14 protein-coding genes are annotated in these 16,920 nt (G+C 74.3%); 6 read left to right on the top strand and 8 right to left on the bottom strand.

The genetic code is table 11. The features are described from left to right. Positions 1-15: 15 nt before the first annotated feature. Positions 16-903: a helix-turn-helix domain-containing protein gene (locus tag TPA0908_RS21265; RefSeq protein ID WP_107155467.1), complete on the bottom strand. Its 888-nt coding sequence runs from the start codon at positions 901-903 to the stop codon at positions 16-18. Between the two features lie 105 nt (positions 904-1,008). Then, positions 1,009-1,266, bottom strand: a complete 258-nt coding sequence (locus TPA0908_RS21260) for a DUF397 domain-containing protein (RefSeq protein WP_281940544.1) — start codon at positions 1,264-1,266, stop codon at positions 1,009-1,011. Positions 1,267-1,486: 220 nt separating this feature from the next. Here TPA0908_RS21260 and TPA0908_RS21255 point away from each other — a divergent pair, with 220 nt between their 5' ends. Further along, positions 1,487-2,122 carry a GGDEF domain-containing protein gene (locus tag TPA0908_RS21255; RefSeq protein WP_281940543.1) on the top strand — a complete coding sequence of 212 codons (636 nt, stop codon included), beginning with the start codon at positions 1,487-1,489 and terminating at the stop codon, positions 2,120-2,122. Between the two features lie 61 nt (positions 2,123-2,183). On the opposite strand, the gene TPA0908_RS21250 is transcribed toward TPA0908_RS21255, so the two are convergent. Continuing rightward, positions 2,184-2,678 carry a type II toxin-antitoxin system PemK/MazF family toxin gene (locus tag TPA0908_RS21250; RefSeq protein WP_281940540.1) on the bottom strand — a complete coding sequence of 165 codons (495 nt, stop codon included), beginning with the start codon at positions 2,676-2,678 and terminating at the stop codon, positions 2,184-2,186. 74 nt (positions 2,679-2,752) lie between these two features. Between TPA0908_RS21250 and TPA0908_RS21245 the strand changes: the two genes are divergently transcribed. Then, positions 2,753-3,349, top strand: coding sequence for a DUF4291 domain-containing protein (locus TPA0908_RS21245; protein ID WP_281940538.1), 597 nt, complete (start codon positions 2,753-2,755; stop codon positions 3,347-3,349). A gap of 53 nt (positions 3,350-3,402) precedes the next feature. On the opposite strand, the gene TPA0908_RS21240 is transcribed toward TPA0908_RS21245, so the two are convergent. Beyond that, positions 3,403-4,140 (bottom strand): class I SAM-dependent methyltransferase, encoded by a 738-nt coding sequence (locus tag TPA0908_RS21240; RefSeq protein ID WP_281940536.1) that lies wholly within the window; start codon positions 4,138-4,140, stop codon positions 3,403-3,405. Between the two features lie 106 nt (positions 4,141-4,246). On the opposite strand from TPA0908_RS21240, the gene TPA0908_RS21235 reads away from it, so the two are divergent. From TPA0908_RS21235 to TPA0908_RS21225, 3 genes are read left to right on the top strand one after another with little or no spacing between them, the layout of a single operon-like run. Further along, the gene (locus tag TPA0908_RS21235) at positions 4,247-4,867 is read left to right on the top strand and encodes a hypothetical protein (protein WP_281940534.1); all 621 of its coding nucleotides are present in this window, start codon (positions 4,247-4,249) and stop codon (positions 4,865-4,867) included. A 26-nt stretch (positions 4,868-4,893) separates the two neighbouring features. Next, the gene (locus TPA0908_RS21230; RefSeq protein WP_281940532.1) at positions 4,894-5,406 is read left to right on the top strand and encodes an NUDIX hydrolase; all 513 of its coding nucleotides are present in this window, start codon (positions 4,894-4,896) and stop codon (positions 5,404-5,406) included. A gap of 42 nt (positions 5,407-5,448) precedes the next feature. Further along, positions 5,449-6,666 (top strand): serpin family protein, encoded by a 1,218-nt coding sequence (locus tag TPA0908_RS21225; RefSeq protein WP_281940531.1) that lies wholly within the window; start codon positions 5,449-5,451, stop codon positions 6,664-6,666. 72 nt (positions 6,667-6,738) lie between these two features. Here TPA0908_RS21225 and TPA0908_RS21220 read toward each other — a convergent pair whose 3' ends face one another. Next, the gene (locus tag TPA0908_RS21220) at positions 6,739-7,020 is read right to left on the bottom strand and encodes a DUF2277 domain-containing protein (protein WP_281940529.1); all 282 of its coding nucleotides are present in this window, start codon (positions 7,018-7,020) and stop codon (positions 6,739-6,741) included. 265 nt (positions 7,021-7,285) lie between these two features. On the opposite strand from TPA0908_RS21220, the gene TPA0908_RS21215 reads away from it, so the two are divergent. Further along, the gene (locus tag TPA0908_RS21215; protein ID WP_281940528.1) at positions 7,286-8,038 is read left to right on the top strand and encodes a GNAT family N-acetyltransferase; all 753 of its coding nucleotides are present in this window, start codon (positions 7,286-7,288) and stop codon (positions 8,036-8,038) included. An 87-nt stretch (positions 8,039-8,125) separates the two neighbouring features. On the opposite strand, the gene TPA0908_RS21210 is transcribed toward TPA0908_RS21215, so the two are convergent. Genes TPA0908_RS21210 through TPA0908_RS21200 form a run of 3 tightly spaced genes read right to left on the bottom strand, consistent with a single transcriptional unit; the run spans position 8,126 to position 16,919 of the window. Beyond that, a complete protein-coding gene (locus TPA0908_RS21210; RefSeq protein ID WP_281940527.1) occupies positions 8,126-13,612 on the bottom strand; it encodes a non-ribosomal peptide synthetase/MFS transporter in 5,487 nt (1,828 codons plus the stop codon). After that, a complete protein-coding gene (locus tag TPA0908_RS21205) occupies positions 13,612-16,734 on the bottom strand; it encodes a non-ribosomal peptide synthetase (RefSeq protein ID WP_281940525.1) in 3,123 nt (1,040 codons plus the stop codon). Before TPA0908_RS21205 ends, TPA0908_RS21210 begins: the two co-directional genes overlap by 1 nt. Then, the gene (locus TPA0908_RS21200; protein WP_043324625.1) at positions 16,731-16,919 is read right to left on the bottom strand and encodes an MbtH family protein; all 189 of its coding nucleotides are present in this window, start codon (positions 16,917-16,919) and stop codon (positions 16,731-16,733) included. Before TPA0908_RS21200 ends, TPA0908_RS21205 begins: the two co-directional genes overlap by 4 nt. Position 16,920: the final 1 nt, after the last annotated feature.

Here is a 16,920-nt window from a genome sequence, read left to right as displayed (position 1 = left end):
CCGCCGGGGCGGGGGTCAGGCCGGGTAGAGCTCGTCGCGGACCCGGGCCAGCAGCTCCGGGGTGCGCTCCGGCGGCGCGGCCTCGACGCACAGCCGCTCCATCGCCTCGGCGTAGTAGTCGAGGTCGTCGCGCTTGTCGAGGTAGATGGCGCTGGTCAACTGCTCGATGTAGACGATGTCCGGCAGGTCCTCGTCGCCGAAGCGCAGGATGCTGAAGGCGCCGCTGGCGGCCGCGTGCCCGCCGGCGGTGAACGGGACGATCTGGAGCCGCACGTGCGGCGCGGCGGTCGCCTCGATCAGCGCGTCCAGCTGCTCGCGCATCACCGCGGCGCCGCCGATCGGCCGACGCAGCACCGCCTCGTCCAGCACCGCCCACAGCTGCGGCGGGTTGGCGCGACGCAGCAGCTCCTGGCGCTCCATCCGCAGGTCGACGCGCCGGTCCAGCTCCATCGGCGCGGCGCCGCGGTGCCCGAGCAGGATCACCTCCCGCGCGTACGCGGCGGTCTGCAGCAGGCCCGGCACGAACTGCACCTCGTACGTGCGGATCAGCGCGGCGGCGGCCTCCAGCCCGAGGTAGGACTGGAACCAGGCGGGCAGCACGTCGCCGTAGCGGTGCCACCAGCCCGGGCTGTTCGCGTCCCGGGCCAGCTTGAGCAGCGCGGCGCGCTCGTCCGGCGCGGTGACGCCGTAGAGCGTGAGCAGGTCGGCGACATCGCGTTCCTTGAAGCCGACCCGACCCAGCTCCATCCGGCTGATCTTGGACTCGGAGGAGCGGATCTCCCAGCCGGCGCCCTCCCGGCTCACCCCGGCGCCCTCCCGCAGGCGGCGCAGCTGCGCGCCGAGCAGCATGCGCAGCACCGTGGGACCACTTGTCGGTCCACCCTCGACGGGCACCGTGACCACCTGACCGCCCTCGCATCCCGGCTGCTTCCCGACCGGGTGCCCTCCCGGCCGACGAGTAAGCATGCCATGAACCGACAGTGAGGTGAACTCCTCCAGAAGGCGGAATCAGTCCCGCCTACGGGACGGCGGGATCAGGTGGTCGAAGTCCCCGTCCCGGGCGCCGAGCACGAACGCCTCGATCTCGTCCACGGTGTAGATCAACGCCGGCCCGTCGGGGTGGCGGGAGTTGCGTACCGCGATGCCGCTGCCGCCGGGCAGCTCGGCCAGCTCGACGCAGTTGCCGCTGGGATTGCTACGGCGACTCTTCAACCACTGCATCGGGGGCAACTCGGTCACGGGTACGCCGTTCGGGGGCGATTGCATGGGCGTCCTTCGGGAAGAGCCAGCCGAGGCCGCGGGGAGGTGCGGTGGGTGGCGACGTCTGTCGACTGAGGTTTGGAATGCACGTGCATCTGCTATTGCATCTGCAATGGACAGCGAGCATGATAACCGAACTACGGTGTGCCGGGTCGCTCACTTTCGGTGACCTGAACCCGGCCCTCGGAAGCCGCTGCGCGCGGCCGGGGACTGGTGAGGAGGGCGCGTGCCGGATCCGATGACCGTCGCCTCCGGCATCTCCGCCGCCGGCGCGCTGCTCTCCGCCTGGCAGCTCCGTCGCCGGGCCGTACGCGCCGAGGCCGAGCTGGAACTGCTCCAGGCGGAGCTGGCCGCCGAGCGGCACGCCGCCAGCCACGACCCGCTCACCGGGCTGCCCAACCGCCGCGCCTTCTTCCGGCTGGCCGCCACCCTGCTCACCGATCCCGCCGGGCAGCCCCTGGTGGCGGTGGTGCTCGACCTGAACGGCTTCAAACAGATCAACGACCGCTACGGGCACGCCGCCGGGGATCAGGTGCTGGTCAGCGTGGCCCAACGACTGGCCGCCTTCGCCGGCAACAACCTGGTGGCCCGACTCGGCGGTGACGAGTTCGCCGGCCTGCTGGCCAGCCCCACCGCCGACCGGCGCTGGATCGAGCACGCCACCCGCCGGCTCTGCGAGGCGCTGGCCGCGCCGATCCCGCTCGGCGGGCGCAGCATCCGGGTCACCGCCTCGGTCGGGCTCGCCCCGGTGCACGGCCCCGCCCAGCTCGCGGACGCGCTGTGCCGCGCCGACGCCGCCATGTACGAGGCGAAGACGCTCGGCGCCGTCCGCCCGCCACGCCAACTCGTCGCCGAGCACTGACCCGCCCCACGGTCAGCGCCGGCCGGTCCTCCGGGCGGGCGTGGAATCCGGGCCGGGTGGCTCAGCGCCAGCCGTAGCCGGAGCGCAGCGCCTGGCCGACCCGGTCGAACCGGGGCCGGTCCAGCACCGCGCCCTCCCGGCGGATGCTGTCCTCGCGCATGGTGAGCACCCGGTCCAGGCGGACCCAGCTCGGCCGTCGGTCCCGGTCCCACTCCCCCGGGCCGAGCGACAGCCAGTGCCGCTGGCCGTCCCGCTCGCCCTGACTGGACAACATCAGGCCGAACAGCGTGCGGCTCTGTCGGCCCACCACCAGCACCGGCCGGTCCTTGCCCTGCCGGGGGTCGTCCTCGTAGGGCACCCAGGTCCAGACGATCTCCCCGGGATCGGCCTGCCCGTCCGGCTCCGGCGCGTACGACAGCTCGCGGCGCTGCAACGCGCTGACCTGGCGCCGGCGCGCGACCTGGGCCGGGATCGGTCCACCCGGGCGAGCCGGCGCGGCGGCGCCCCCGGTGATCCGACCCAGCCGGGACGCCACGTTCCTCAACAGACCTGCCACGGCCGGCAGCCTAGCGGGTCGGCGCGCGGGGGAAACCGGTGGCGGCCCACCGCCCGGTTCGCCACCATGCAGCGGTGACCGTTCCCCGCCACCAGATCCGGGCCGCCTTCACCGACGGCACCGTCACCGTCTACCAGGCGTACCCGGCGGAGATCGCCGACGCGGCGCTGGCCGCCGGCCGGTTCGTGCCGCCGTTCAAGCGGGAGCGGATGACCTGGATCAAGCCGTCGTTCCGCTGGATGATGTACCGCTGCGGCTGGGCGCTCAAGCCCGGCCAGGAACGGGTGCTCGCGGTCGAGATCAGCCGCGCCGGTTTCGAGTGGGCGCTTCGGCACGCCTGCCTCAGCGACCACGACCCGCGGCTGCACCCGCACCGGGACGCCTGGCGTAGCGCTCTACGGGCCAGCCCGGTCCGCGTGCAGTGGGACCCGGAACGGTCGCTGCGGCTGGCCCCGCTGGCCCACCGGTCGGTGCAGGTGGGACTCTCCGGCGAGGCGGTCCGGCGGTACGTCGACGAGTGGCTGGTCGGCCTCACCGACGTCACCGCGCTGGCCCGGTCGGTGCACGGCCGGCTCACCGCCGGCGACGAGGCCGGCGCGGCGGCGCTGCTCCCGCCGGAACGGCCGTACCCGTTGCCGCCGGAGGTGGCCCGCGTGATCGACGCCGACTGACCCGTCCGGGCCGGACCGGCGGCACCCCGGCGCGCGGTCCGGGCGGCGGGCGGTCAGCCCGGGCGGCGGGCCAGGACGAGCGTGGTGCGCAGGTCCAGCAGGACCGTGCCGCCGAAGCCGTCGACCGCGGCGCCGACCGCGGCGCGGACCCGCTCGCGCAGCTCCGGCGGGCGGCGCAACTGCGGTGAGAACGTGTCGACAAGCCGCAGGTAGGCGGCGGTGTCCAGCGGCACCGACCGGCGGAACCGGGACAGGCGCAGGTCGGTGAAGCAGCCGCTGTCGGCGATGTCGTCGTGGAACCAGCCGTCGGCCCGGTCGCCCCGGTCGTCCGGGTCGGCGGCGGTGAACGCGGCCCGGATCGCCTCGGCCTGCGCCGCCTCGACGTAGGCGTAGCGGTGGCTGAGGACGGCGAGCGTGCCGCCGGGACGCAACGCGTCGTGCGCGCGCCGGTTGCGGGTGGCCGGGTCGAGCCAGTGCCAGGCCATCGCGCAGGCCAGCACGTCGACGCCGCCGGCCGGCGGGGGCCACTGCTCGAAGCTCGCGGTCACCACGTGGACGCCCGGGAACCGCTCGGCGAGCACGCCGGCCATCCGCGCGTCCGGCTCGACGCAGGTCGTGGTCGCGCCGAGACCGAGCAGCACGGCGGTGGCCAGCCCGGTGCCGGCGCCGATCTCGACAAGCGTGCCGGGTTCGCCGCCGTGGTAGTCCCGGATCGCGTCCGCGAGCGCGGTCGGGTAGCCCGGTCGGGCCTCGTGGTAGGTGCCGGCCGTCTCCCCGAACAGTTGCGACATGGCCGCCATCCTCCCAGATCCGGACGGTGTCGGATGACCGTCACGCGCCACGCTCGGTCCACCCGCCTCCGGTCGCCACGATGGCAGAGGGGTGAGGGGGACGACCGTGGGTGCATTCCTTCAGGCGCTTGTCACGAAGGTGGCCGAGGAGCTGCTGAAGCTGCTTCTCGGGTGGCTCGCCCCGACGGTGCTGCGGTCCGTGCCGCACCCGGCCCCGCCGGACTGTCCGCGCTGCGGTGGGTACGGCGTGGCACGCTGGGCGCCGCGGCGGGCCACGACGGTGTTCGTGCTCGGCGTGATCGTGTTCGGGTGGGGATTCACCGCGACCGTACTCGGCGTACCCGTGGTCGTGCTGCTGGTCGCGGTCGGGGTGCGTACCGCGTGGGCGGGTGACCCGGCGGCGGCGCTGCCGGCCCTGGCCGCGCCGCCGGGCCTCGCGGTGTCCGGGGCGGTGATGCTCGCGGGCGCCGCCGCGATGGCCTGGTACCACAGCTTTCCGCCGCGGCTGTGCCGGCGCTGCCACGGCCGGTGGCCCCGGCGGGACCGGGCGGAGTACCTGCGGATGGTGCGGTCGGTGGTGTTCGCCTGCCGGTGCGGCCAGCGCCTGCGCGCGCCGGAACGGCCGCCCGGCGTCCGCGTGCGCTGTCCCCGTTGCGGCGCCGAACAGGCCGCGCCAACCGTGGCGGCACGCGCCACCCGGGTCCCCTTCCGCTCCCGGAGGCGCTGAGCGGGACCCTGTCTACGCTGCCCGGCATGGAGCTGCCACGCGATCTGCCGCTGTTCGAGCGCCGCGCCGTGCGGCTGGTGGTGCTCGACACCGCCGACCGGCTGCTGCTGTTCCACACCCGCGACCCGGAGCATCCCGACCTGGGCGTGTGGTGGGAACTGCCGGGCGGTGGGCTGGACCCGGGCGAGACGTACCGGGAGGCGGCGGTGCGCGAGCTGCGCGAGGAGACGGGCATCGTGGTCGCGCCGGAGGAGATCGGCGCGCCCACCTGGCGGCGGCGGGCCAGTTTCCGGCACCGGCAGCGCCGGCACCTCCAGGACGAGGTGGTGGTGCCGGTGCGGCTGCCCGGGCCGGGGCCGGACGTGGACGGCGCCCAGCGGATGGACTACGAGGTGGAGGACTACTTCGGATTCCGCTGGTGGCCGGTGGCCGAGGTGCTCGCGGAGCGGCCACGCTGCTATCCCGGCCGACTGCCGGAGCTGCTGCCGACGTTCCTGGCCGGCGAGGAGATCGACGAGCCGTTCGAACTGTGGTCCTGAGCCGGCGTGCCGACGGGCCCGGCAACCGGCAGAGTGGGACGGGTGAATCCACTCCACACCCCCCTGGCCCGGTACGCCGAGCGGCTGCACACCGCCGCCGGCGACACCCACCACGTCGCGTCGCCGCTGGGCGCCTGGCTGCTGCTGGCGCTCACCGGTCCGGCCGCCACCGGGCAGGCCCGGGCGACGCTCGGCGAGGCCCTCGGGGTCGACCCGGACGACGCCGCCGCGTCGGCCCGCGCGCTGCTGGGCGCGCCGCACCCGATGGTCGCCGCGGCCACCGCGCTGTGGGAGCGGACGCCGTTCGAGGAGTTGACCGAATGGCGGGCCGGGCTACCCGGGCGGACCGAGCGCGGACCACTGCCCGACCAGGCGGCGCTGGACGCGTGGGCCCGGGAACGCACCGGCGGCCTGGTGCAGCGGTTCCCGGTCGACGTCGCGCCGGAGACGCTGCTCGTCCTGGCGAGCGCGCTGGCCACCCGGGTGTCCTGGGCCGACCCGTTCGAGCTGGCGCCGGCCGGGGAACTGGGCGCGGGCAGCGCGTGGGCCGGCCGGCTGCGGCAGGTGCTGCGGACGCCCCCGGTCGGGCACCGCTGCGCGGTGGTGGGCACCGAGCGGGCCGGGGACGTCGCGGTGCACGTGGCGCCGGCGCGCGCGGGCGACGACGGCGCCGGGATGCTTGTGGTGTCCGTGGCCGCCGCGCCGCAGGTGCCGTCCGACGCGGTGCTGGCCGCCGCGCAGCAGGTGGCCGTGACCGCCGCCGTCGCGCCGGACGGGCCGCTGCCCGGGCAGCGGTCGTTGTTCGACCTGCCGCTGGGCGAGAGCCCGCTCTGGACGGTGCGTGAACAGCCGACCCGGACGTTCGCCCGGGACGGCCGGGAGGAGCGCGCCACCGCCGTGCTGCCGTGCTGGGCGGCGGAGAGCCGGCACGACCTGACGTCGGCCGGGTTCGGCTTCGACGCGGCGGCGCGGGCGCTGGGGGGACTGCTCGGGTTGGCCGAGCCGCCGTTCTCCGCGGCGCAGTCGGCGGTGGCCCGGTTCGGCCGCTACGGCTTCGAGGCCGCCGCGGTGACCGCGTTCGGGATGGTGGCCGGGCTGCCTCCGGAAGGTGTGGCCCGGGTCGCCGACCTGCGCTTCGGCCACCCGTACGCGGTGGTGGCGGTGGCCACGGACACCGGCGGCGGCCCGTGGCACGCCCTGCCCGTCTACTCCGCGTGGGTCACGGACCCGGCGGAGGTGCCCGCCGACGAGGCCGCCTGACGGGGGCGGCTCATTCCCCCGGGCCGACGGGTCGCGTTCCGCGGCCCCCGGGTCGGAGGGCGCCGGATCGGCTCAGGACGCCGTCCGGGGTCCGTACCGCTCGGCGGCACGCGCCCTGGCCTTCGCGGCCTCCACCTCACGGTCCCGGGACGGCGCATTCGTCACGAGGCTGTCCAGCAGGGTGCGGGTGGCCGCCGTGACGGCACGGACCGCCTCGTCGAACGCGGCCTGGTTGGCCGCGGACGGCCGGGTGGCGCCGCTGACCTTGCGCACGTACTGCACGGCGGCGGCTTCGATCTCGTCATCGGTCGCGGGCGGCTCGAAGTTGTGGAGCACGCGAATGTTCCGGCACATGCCTCCACCATGCCAGCCCCCACCGACACCCGCACCGACCGAGGCTTGACAGGCCGCCGCCGGCTGCGGCACCGTTGCCCCGACCACGCGATCGGCGTGGCACTGCGCATGAGGGAATGACGCCTGTGATCCAGGTAGGCCGAGCGGCCGCCTGAGTGTCGACCGCGTGACGGATGACCCGTCGCGCCGTACGGCAACGGTTCGGCGGTCCGACGCGTGTCCGTCCACCGTCGTTTCTCTCCCGCATCGAGGTTTTACGTTGATCATGGATGCTCGCGTCCAACAGAGCGTCGTCGCCACCCTGTCGACGCGACCCGCGGCCCTGGAAGTCGGGCCGTTCGTGGTGGGTATCGACCCGACCACGGTCAGCCCGCACATCAACTACGCCACGCCGCGTCCGGGCGAGGCCGTCACCGCGGCCGATGTCACCGCGCTGGTCGACGCCTTCCGGGCGGCGGGTCGTCGCCCCCGCCTGGAGTACGTCGCCAGTTGCGCCCCCGCCCTGGAGTCGCTGCTGCTCGCCGCCGGGTTCGTCCCGGAAGCCCGGCACACCTACCTGCTCTGTGTGCCGGACACCCTGCGGACACCACCCACGCCCGACGACGTCGCACTGATCGAACCGGCCGACGACGGCCAGCGGGCCGCGCTGATCGGCGCGCAGAACGACGCCTTCGGCCAGGCCGCGGCGGCCTCCGCCGCGGACGTCGCCCGGCTCCGGCGCCAGCAGGAGGCCGGCGGCGTGGCCGTCATGGCGGTCACCGGGTCCGGCGCCTGCGCGGGCGGCGGCGGGGCGGCCCGGCCCACCGACGGGGTGAGCGAGGTGGCCGGCATCGCCGTCCGCGAGCCCTACCGCCGCCGGGGGCTGGCCGGCGCGATCACCGCCGAGACGACCCGGCGACTCTTCGACGCGGGCGCCGAGGTCGCCTGGCTGGAGGCCGGCGGCGCGGAGTCGTGGCGGGTGTACCAACGCGTCGGCTACCAACCCGCCGGTGAGCGGCTCTACATCGCCTTGAACTGAACGACCCGACGATCAAGGAGTTCGCGTCGGCCCCGGGCTCGGGAACCGACGCGAACTCCTTGATCAACAGGGCGGGAACAGGCCCGGTCAGGCCGGGACGGGCTCCCGGGTCTCCGCCTTGGCGGCCAGGCGCTTCTCCCGCTCCTGGGCGCCGATCAGGTCGTCCGGCAGGGAGTCCTCGACCTCCAGGTCGAAGCGACGCAGCAACCGGATCCCGAAGCCGCCCAGGGTGATCAGGATCAGGATCACCCCGAAGCAGACGTACGCGAAGCCGATGCCGCGGCCCGGACCGGTGCCGATCACCGCGCCCACGCTGCCGGCCAGCGACCCGCCCGGGGCGAGCATCGGCTCGAACAGCGCGGTGGCGGCCGGCGCCAGCAGCGCGAACCCGATCGGCAGCGTGGACCACGAGATGGTCTGGTTCAGGCTGAACACCCGGCCGTGGAAACGCTGCGGCACCTTCACCTGGACGATGGTCGCGTAGATCGACTGCGCGGTGGTCATCGCCATGGCCAGCCAGCAGAAGCCCACGCAGATCATCACGATCGAGGCGTCCAACCCGATCAGCACGCAGCCGATCGCGGTGCCCAGGTTGCCGATCAGCACGCCGATCATCCGGCGCTTGCGCGGCCCGCCCCACAGCGACATCAGCACGCCGCCGAGCACCGCGCCCACCGCCTCGGCGAGCGCGACCTGCGCCACCTGGGTCGGGCTGCCGAACGACAGCACCAGCGGGGTGGTGAGCACCAGCGCCGGGGCCAGGAAGATGTTGCCCAGCGCGAAGTAGCCGAGCATCAGCCGGAACCCGCGGTGCTGCCACGAGTAGCGCATCCCGTTCGCGATGGCCACCAGCAGCCGTTCCCGGGGGCGCCAGCCGAGCAGGTCCGGGAAGCGGACCACGGCCAGCGTGAGCACCGCGACCACGTAGCTGGCCACGTCGACGATCAGGATGCCCTTGAGTTCGATGGCGGCGAGCAGGCCGGCGGCGAACGCCGGCATGAGCAGCGTGGCAACGCCGGTGGAGAGCTGGGTGATGCCCATCGCGTGCCCGAGGTAGCGCTTCGGCACGAGCTGCGGCACCGCCGACTGGAACGCGATCCGTTGGAACGACCCGGCCACCGAACTGAACGCCACCAGCAGGTAGATGTGCCAGAGCACCAGGTTGTCGGTCCACAGCAGGGCGGCCAGCACCAGTTGCACCGAGCCGGCGACGGAACTCGCCAGCATCATGATCCGGCGCCGGCTGACCCGGTCGACCAGCGCGCCGGCCACCGGCAGCATGAGCACGCCGCAGATCAGCGCCAACGCCCAGAGCAGACCGAGGTCGGCCACCGAGCCGGTGCGGTTGAACAGCCAGATCGGCAACGCGAACGCGGTCAGCGCCGACCCGGTGCTGGAGACGAGCTGCCCGATCGTGACCGCCAGGAACCGGCCCATGCTCGGCTTGACCGTGGTGGTCGGCTTGCGGTCCGCGCCGACCCGGAGCATGTCGTGCACCGCCCAGCCGGCGTCCTCGCCCCGGGCTGTGGGATCCAGTCCGGTGAGGTCACCGGCCACCACCGCCGGATGCGCGCGGGTGACGATCTCGGCCAGCTCCTCGGCCCGGTACTTCAGGAAGAAGTGCCCGGCCTGGTCGAGCACCACCAACCCCAGCGTGTCGCTGAGGAACTGCCACTCGGCGTACCGCTCGCGGTAGTAGTCGGTGACCGGGTCCTCGGAGCCGACCACCGAGATGATCGGCGCGCGCAGCTTCGTCGCCTGCCGGTCCAGCAGCCGGGTGAAGTACTCCTCCGAGGCGCGGGAGTCGGCCCGCATGTTGCTGATGATCCGGTCGGCCTGCTCCGGGTCCAGCTCGTCGGTGTCCACGCCCATCGACTTGAGCCAGCTCGCGTAGTGCTTGTTGCTGCGGAGCTGCTCCAACCGGTTGCGCGCGGCGGCGAACGGGCCCTTCGGACGGGCGAACGGGAACATCGCGCCGATGTAGACGGCGGCCAGGTCCCGGCCGGCCGCCTCCACCTTGCGGGCCACCTCGGCGACGATCGCGCTGCCCACGCCGCAGTGGCCGTAGAGCGCGATCGGGCCCTCGACCCGCTCCACGATCTCGTCCGCGACCCGGGTGGTCAGCTCGTCGAACGGCAGCGCGTCCTCGGTGAGACCGACGTCGTGGCCGGGGATGGCGAGCGACCACAGTCCGTACCCGGCCGGCAGCGCGTCCGCGAGCGGCTGGTAGACGATGGCGCTGCCGCCGCCGTACGGGACGCAGACGTACGTCAGCACCCGCTTGGCCACCGGGATCGGCTTGGTCAGCTCGTAGAGCAGCCGGCGCGGCCCCTCCTGGGTGGCGTCGCCGGAGATGAACGCGGCCAGGTCCCGGATGGTGCGCTTCTGGAACAGGTCCATCACGCCGACCGCCCGGCCGCCCAGCTCCGCCTTGCGGATCTTGGCGACCACCTGGGTCGCGAGCATGGAGTGCCCGCCCAGGTCGAAGAAGTCGTCGTCGATGCCGAGCGTCTCCACGCCCAGCACCTCCGACCAGATCGCCGCGAGGGCCCGCTCGGTGTCGTCCCGCGGCTCGACGAGCGCCACCGACGCCTCGCGGGTGACCACCGGCGCGGGCAGCGCCTTGCGGTCGAGCTTGCCGTTCGGGGTCAGCGGCAGCGCGTCGAGCGTGACGAACGCGGCCGGCACCATGTACTCCGGCAGCGTGTCCTTGAGCGCCGCCTTCAGCGCGGCGTGCTCGGCCGCCCCCACCAGGTACGCGGTGAGCCGCTTGTCGCCCGGGCTGTCCTCGCGGACGATCACCGTGGCCTCGGTGACGTCGGGCTGCTCGCGCAGCGCGCTCTCGATCTCGCCCAGCTCGATGCGCAGGCCGCGCAGCTTGACCTGGTGGTCGATCCGGCCGAGGAACTCGATCACCCCGGCGCCGTCCGGCCCGACGACCCAGCGGGCCAGGTCGCCGGTGCGGTAGAGCCGGGCCCCCGGCTCGAAGGAGAACGGGTCGGGAACGAACTTCTCCGCGGTCAGCGCCGGCCGCCGGTGGTAGCCGCGGGCCAGGCCGACGCCACCGATGTGCAGCTCACCGGCGACGCCGACCGGGCACTGCGCCCCCGACGCGTCGAGCACGTGCAGCCGCAGGTTCGCGATCGGCGCGCCGATCGGCACGCTCGTCACCTGCGCCAGCCGGTCCGGCTCACACGCCCAGGAGGTGACGTCGATGGCCGCCTCGGTCGGGCCGTACAGGTTGTGCAGGCCGCACCAGGGCAGCCGGGCGGTGAAGTCGACCGCCGAGGTCAGCGGCAGCTCCTCGCCGGAGCAGATCACCCGCCGCAGCGCGGTGGCCGCCTCCACGCCCTCCTCGGCCAGGAACACGGTCAGCATCGACGGCACGAAGTGGGTGGTGGTGATCCGCTCGGACACCAGCAGGTCGCGCAGGTAGCCGGCGTCCTTGTGCCCGCCGGGCTTGGCCAGCACCAGCCGGGCGCCGGTGCGCAGCGGCCAGAAGAACTCCCAGACCGACACGTCGAAGCTGGCCGGCGTCTTCTGGAGCACCGCGTCGTCGGCGCCGAGCCCGTAGGTCTGCTGCATCCAGTCGAGCCGGTTGACGATGCCCCGGTGGGTGTTCGGCACCCCCTTCGGGCGGCCGGTGGAACCGGAGGTGTAGATGACGTACGCCAGGTGTTCCGGCCCGGCCACCGGCGTCGGGTCGGTGACCGGCTGGTCGGCCCAGACCGACGCGTCGTCGAGGTCGAGCACGGTGGCGGTGGTGGCCGGCAGCACGTCACGCAGGTGCGACTGGACCAGCACCACCGGCGCGTCCGCGTCGGTGACCATGAAGGCCAGCCGGTCCGCCGGGTACTCCGGGTCCAGCGGCAGGTAGGCGCCGCCGGCCTTGAGCACGCCGAGCAGGCCGGCGACCAACTCGACCGAGCGTTCCGCGCACACCCCGACCAGCGTCTCCGGGCCGACGCCGGCCGCGCGCAGCCGGTGCGCGATCCGGTTGGCCTCGGCGTTCAACTCCGCGTACGTGCGGCTGGTCCCGTCGATGGTGACCGCGACCGCGTCCGGGGTGGCGGCGGCGCGCTCCTCGACCGGGCCGTGCAGCGTCTCGTCGCGGGGGAAGTCCCCCGCGGTGTCGTTCCAGCCGGCGAGCAGCTCCCGCTCGACGTCGGACAGCAGCGGCAGCCGGGACACCGGAGTGTCCGGCGCGGCGACGATCGCGTCCAGCAGCGCGGTCCACCGCCGGGCCATCCGCTCGACCGTGGCCCGGTCGAACAGGTCCGTGTTGAAGACCAACTTGCCCCAGAGCCCGTCGACGGTCTCCACCGCGTGCAGCTCGAAGTCGAACCGGGTGGCCTGCAACTCCATCGGGGTCCACTCGAACGTGACCTCGTCGGAGCGGGACACGCCGCGGAACCGGCCCATCTCGTAGTTCTGGAGCACGAACATGGTCTGGAACACCGGCGAGCGGCTCACGTCGCGCGGCAGGCCCAGCTCGTGCACCACCTTGGCGAACGGCACCTCGGCGTGCTCGAAACCGTCGAGCACGCTGCGCCGGGTGCGGGCCAGCAGCTCGGTGAAGGTCGGGTCGCCGGCCAGCTCGGCGCGCAGCGGCAGCATGTTGATGAACATGCCGACCACGTTCTCCAGCTCCGGCGCGGACCGGCCGGCCACCGACGCGCCGACCGCGAAGTCGTCCTGACCGGCGTGCCGGGCCAGCAGCACCTGGTACGCCGACAGCAGCGTCATGAACAGCGTGCCGCCGCTGTCCCGGGTGAGCGCGTTGAGCGCCTCGGTGGCCGCCGGGTCGAGCTGGAACTCGACGAAGTCGCCCCGGTAGGTCTGGGTGGCCGGGCGGGGCCGGTCCAGCGGCAGTTCCAGCGGCGTGACGCCGGCGAGGCGCTGCTTCCAGTAGTCGACGTGCGCCCGGGCCTGCGGCCCGTCCAGCTCCTGGGCCTCCCAGACGGCGAAGTCGCCGTACTGGATCGGCAGGGCGGGCGGCTCGCCGCCCCGGTACAGCGTGATCAGGTCGCGCAGCAGCACGTCCACCGACCAGCCGTCACCGACGATGTGGTGCTGGCCGAGGAACAGCACGTGGTCCTCGACGGTCAGCCGGATCAGCAGCGCGCGCAGCAGCGGGCCGTGCGCCAGGTCGAACGGCTCGGCCGCCGCCGCGTCGACGAGCGCCTGCGCGGCGGTCTCGTCGGCGGCCTCCACCACGGTCAGCGGCACGTCCGGGGTGTCGGCGACCACCACCGTGGGGCGGCCGTCGGCGTCGGCCGGGAATCGGGTGCGCTGCGACTCGTGCCGGGCGGCGAGCGCGGCCAGGGCCGCGCGCAGCGCGTCGACGTCGAGCGGTCCGCGCACCCGCAGCGGCACCGCGATGTGGTACGCCGCCTCGCCCGGGGCGAGCTGGTCCATGAACCAGACCCGCTCCTGGGCGTAGGACAGCGGCACCGGCGCGCCGTCGGGCCGGGGGGTGATCCGGGCCGCGGGGGCGGACTGGCGGGCGCGCAACCGCTTGGCGATCAGCGCCTGCCGGGCCGCCTCGCGGGCCGGATCCTTCAGGTCGGTCATCAGTTGGTTCCCTCTTCCGCCGCGAGCAGCGCGGCGACCTCGGAGTCGGAGAGGCCGTCGAGTTCGGCGGCGATCCGCTGCTCGATCTGGCCGGCCAGGTCGGCCACCACGGGGCTGGAGAACAGCGCCCGCATGGGCAGGTCGACGTCCACCTCGGCGCGGATCCGGGCCATCGCCCGCATGCCGCGCAGCGAGTTGCCGCCGAGCGCGAAGAAGTCGTCAAGCGCGCCGACCTTCTCCACCTGGAGGATGTCGGCGTACACCTCGGCGACCAGCGCCTCGGCCTCGGTACGCGGGGCGACGTAGCTGTCCTCGGCCGGTTCGGTGGCCGCCGGGGCGGGCAGCGCGGCGCGGTCCAGCTTGCCGTTGGGCGTCAACGGCAACGTGTCCAGTCGGACCAGGGCGGCCGGCACCAGGTGCGCCGGCAGCTCGCGGGCCAGTTCGGCGCGGACCGAGTCGGAGTGCGCCGGGCCGACCAGGTAACCGACCAGCATCGGCTCGCCACCGTCGGTGCGCACCGCCGCGGCGGCGGCCCGTACGTCCGGGTGGGCGAGCAGCGCGGCCTCGACCTCGCCCAGCTCGATCCGCATGCCCCGCACCTTGACCTGGTCGTCGCGGCGGCCCAGGTAGTCGAGCGTCCCGTCGGAACGCCAGCGGGCCAGGTCGCCGGTGGCGTACATGCGTGTGCCGGGCGGGCCGTACGGGCAGGGCAGGAAGCGCTCGGCGGTGAGGCCGGGCCGGTCGTGGTAGCCGCGGGCGAGCTGCGCGCCGGTGACGTACAGCTCGCCGACCACGCCCGGTGGGACCGGCTGACCGGCGGCGTCGAGCAGCAGCGCGCCGGTGTTCCAGGTGGGCGTGCCGATCGGCACCGGGCCGGGCGGGACCGGTTCGCCGGGGGCGATCCGGGCCGCGACGCAGCCGACGGTGGCCTCGGTCGGGCCGTACTCGTTGACCACCGCCACGTCGGGGTGCGCGGACCGCCAGCCGGCGAGTTGCTCGCCACTGAGCGCCTCGCCGCCGATCACCAGGTCGACCGTCGGCGACAGCTCGCCGTCGAGCAGCGGCAGGTGGCTCGGGGTGACCTTGAGGAAGGACGGCCGGCCACCGGCCCGCGCGGCCGGGGAGTCGATCGCGGCGAGCCGCACCGTGCCGCCGGCGGTGAGCGTGCCGAGCAGGCCGGTGACGGTGAGGTCGAACGAGACCGGCGAGTGCAGCAGCGCGGTGCCGGCCAGCCCCGGATAGGTCGCCCGGGCCCAGGCCAGGTAGGCGGTCACCGCCCGGTGCTCGACCACCACGCCCTTCGGGCGTCCGGTGGAGCCGGAGGTGTACAGCACGTACGCCGGGTGGTCGGGACGCAGCGGGGCGACCCGGTCGGCGTCGGTGAGGTCGTCGCCGGGCTGGTCCGCGCCGATCTCCCCGTCGAGCACCAGCGCGTCGCCGGGCACCGACGCGGCGGTGTCCGCGGTGGCCACCACCAGCGCCGGAGCGGCGTCGGCCAGCAGGTAGGCGATCCGCCCGGCCGGGTACGCGGTGTCCACCGGCACGTACGCGGCGCCGGACTTGAGCACCGCGAGCATCGCCACCACCAGCTCGCAGGAGCGGGGCAGGGCGAGCGCGACCCGGGTCTCCGGGCCGGCCCCGCGCGCCACCAGCAGCCGGGCCAGCCGGTTCGCGGCGGTGTTCAGCTCGGCGTAGCTGAGCGTCACGCCGTCGCAGACCAACGCCGGCGCGTCCGGGGTGGCGGCGGCCTGCCGCTGCACCTCGTCGGTGACGGTGGCCGCCGGCAGGTCGTGCGCGGCGCCGGTCCCGGCGCGCAGCACCAGGTCCCGCTCGTCGTCGGTGAGCAGCGGCAGCGCGCCGACCGGGCGGTCCGGCTCGGCCACCGCGGCGGCGAGCAGCCGCACGTAGCGCCGCGTCACCGTCTCCGCGGTCGTGCGGTCGAACAGCGCGGTCCGGTAGACCAGGCGGCACTCCCCGGTGGTGATGTCGAACGCCAGGTCGTCCTTGGTGGTGCCCAGCTCGACCGGGTCGAGGCCGGAGTCCGGGATCCAGTTCAGCGCGGTCTGGAAGATCGGCTGCACGGACGGGTCACGCTGCGGGTCCACCGCCTCGACGATCTTCTGGAACGGGGTCTGCCCGTGTTCCATGGCGTCGATCAGGCCGTTGCGCACCCGGCCGAGCAGGTCGGTGAAGGTCGGGTCGCCGGAGACGTCGCAGCGCAGCGCCACCGGGTTGACGAACATCCCGATCAGCGACGCCAGCTCCGGGTTGTCGCGGCCCGCGGTGGAGACGCCGACCACCACGTCGGTGTCGCCGGAGATCCGCGACAGCAGCGCCGCGAAGCCGGCCAGCAGCACCATGTACGGGGTGGCCTGCGCACCGACCGCCAACGCGGCGACCCGGTCGAGCAACCCGTCGGGCAGCGGGAACCGCACCTCGTCGCCGGCGAAGCCGAGCTGGGCCGGGCGGGACCGGTCCAGCGGCAGGCCGGTGACCGCCGGGGCGCCGGCCAGGTGGCCGGTCCAGAACGCGAGCTGCCGGTCCAGTTCGTCGCCGGTGAGCTGCTGGCGCTGCCAGACCGCGAAGTCGGCGTACTGGATCGGTAGCTCCGGCACGGCGGGCTCGGCGCCGGTGCGCGCGGCCTCGCAGAACGCGGCCAGTTCGGCGTGGAACAGCACCGCCGAGTGGCTGTCGAAGACGGCGTGGTGCGCCACGAACGCCAGCGCCCAGGCGTCGTCGAGGCGGAACAGCCGGGCCCGCCACGGCGGCGGCGCGTCCAGCGGGATCGGGGTGCGGCCCAGCTCGGTGCGGAGCCGCTCGAACTCGGCCAGCCGCTCGCCGGCCGGCAGGTGACTCAGGTCGGTGGTGGGCAGCGGCACCGGCTCGTGGGCGCGCACCACCTGCACCAGCGCACCGTCGTCGACGCGCAGGTGGGTACGGAGCGCCTCGTGCCGGGCCACCACCCGGTTGACCACGTCGCTCGCCGCCTCGGCGTCCATGTCGGCCGGGAAGGCCCACGGGATGGAGACGTTGAACACCGGCGAGCCGGCGTCGAGCTGGTTGGCCATCCACACCCGCTCCTGGGCGTACGAGGCCGGGAACGTCCACTCCCGCTGGCTCATGAGAGCGCCTCGCGTACCGAACGGGGGCGCATGTCGGTCCAGACCTCGTCCACGTGGGCCAGGCACTCCTCGCGGCTGCCGGCGAAGCCGGTGTCGTGCCAGCCGGCGGGCAGTTCCCGGTCGGCCGACCAGATCGAGTACTGCTCCTCGTCGTTGCGGACGACCAGGAATCGGGATTCGGCCATG

The organism is Micromonospora sp. AKA38, from assembly GCF_027925725.1.
Lineage (GTDB): Bacteria > Actinomycetota > Actinomycetes > Mycobacteriales > Micromonosporaceae > Micromonospora.
Note: the sequence above shows the minus strand (reverse complement) of the source record. Positions and strands in the feature narration are given on the sequence as shown.

Excerpts from the sequence above, each read along its gene's own strand:
- TPA0908_RS21260 (WP_281940544.1), bottom strand. The coding sequence starts at position 1,266 with ATGCAATCGCCCCCGAACGGCGTACCCGTGACCGAGTTGCCCCCGATG.
- TPA0908_RS21240 (WP_281940536.1), bottom strand. The coding sequence starts at position 4,140 with ATGTCGCAACTGTTCGGGGAGACGGCCGGCACCTACCACGAGGCCCGA.
- TPA0908_RS21230 (WP_281940532.1), top strand. The coding sequence starts at position 4,894 with ATGGAGCTGCCACGCGATCTGCCGCTGTTCGAGCGCCGCGCCGTGCGG.
- TPA0908_RS21220 (WP_281940529.1), bottom strand. The coding sequence starts at position 7,020 with ATGTGCCGGAACATTCGCGTGCTCCACAACTTCGAGCCGCCCGCGACC.
- TPA0908_RS21215 (WP_281940528.1), top strand. The coding sequence starts at position 7,286 with ATGGATGCTCGCGTCCAACAGAGCGTCGTCGCCACCCTGTCGACGCGA.
- TPA0908_RS21210 (WP_281940527.1), bottom strand. The coding sequence starts at position 13,612 with ATGACCGACCTGAAGGATCCGGCCCGCGAGGCGGCCCGGCAGGCGCTG.
- TPA0908_RS21205 (WP_281940525.1), bottom strand. The coding sequence starts at position 16,734 with ATGAGCCAGCGGGAGTGGACGTTCCCGGCCTCGTACGCCCAGGAGCGG.
- TPA0908_RS21200 (WP_043324625.1), bottom strand. The coding sequence starts at position 16,919 with ATGGCCGAATCCCGATTCCTGGTCGTCCGCAACGACGAGGAGCAGTAC.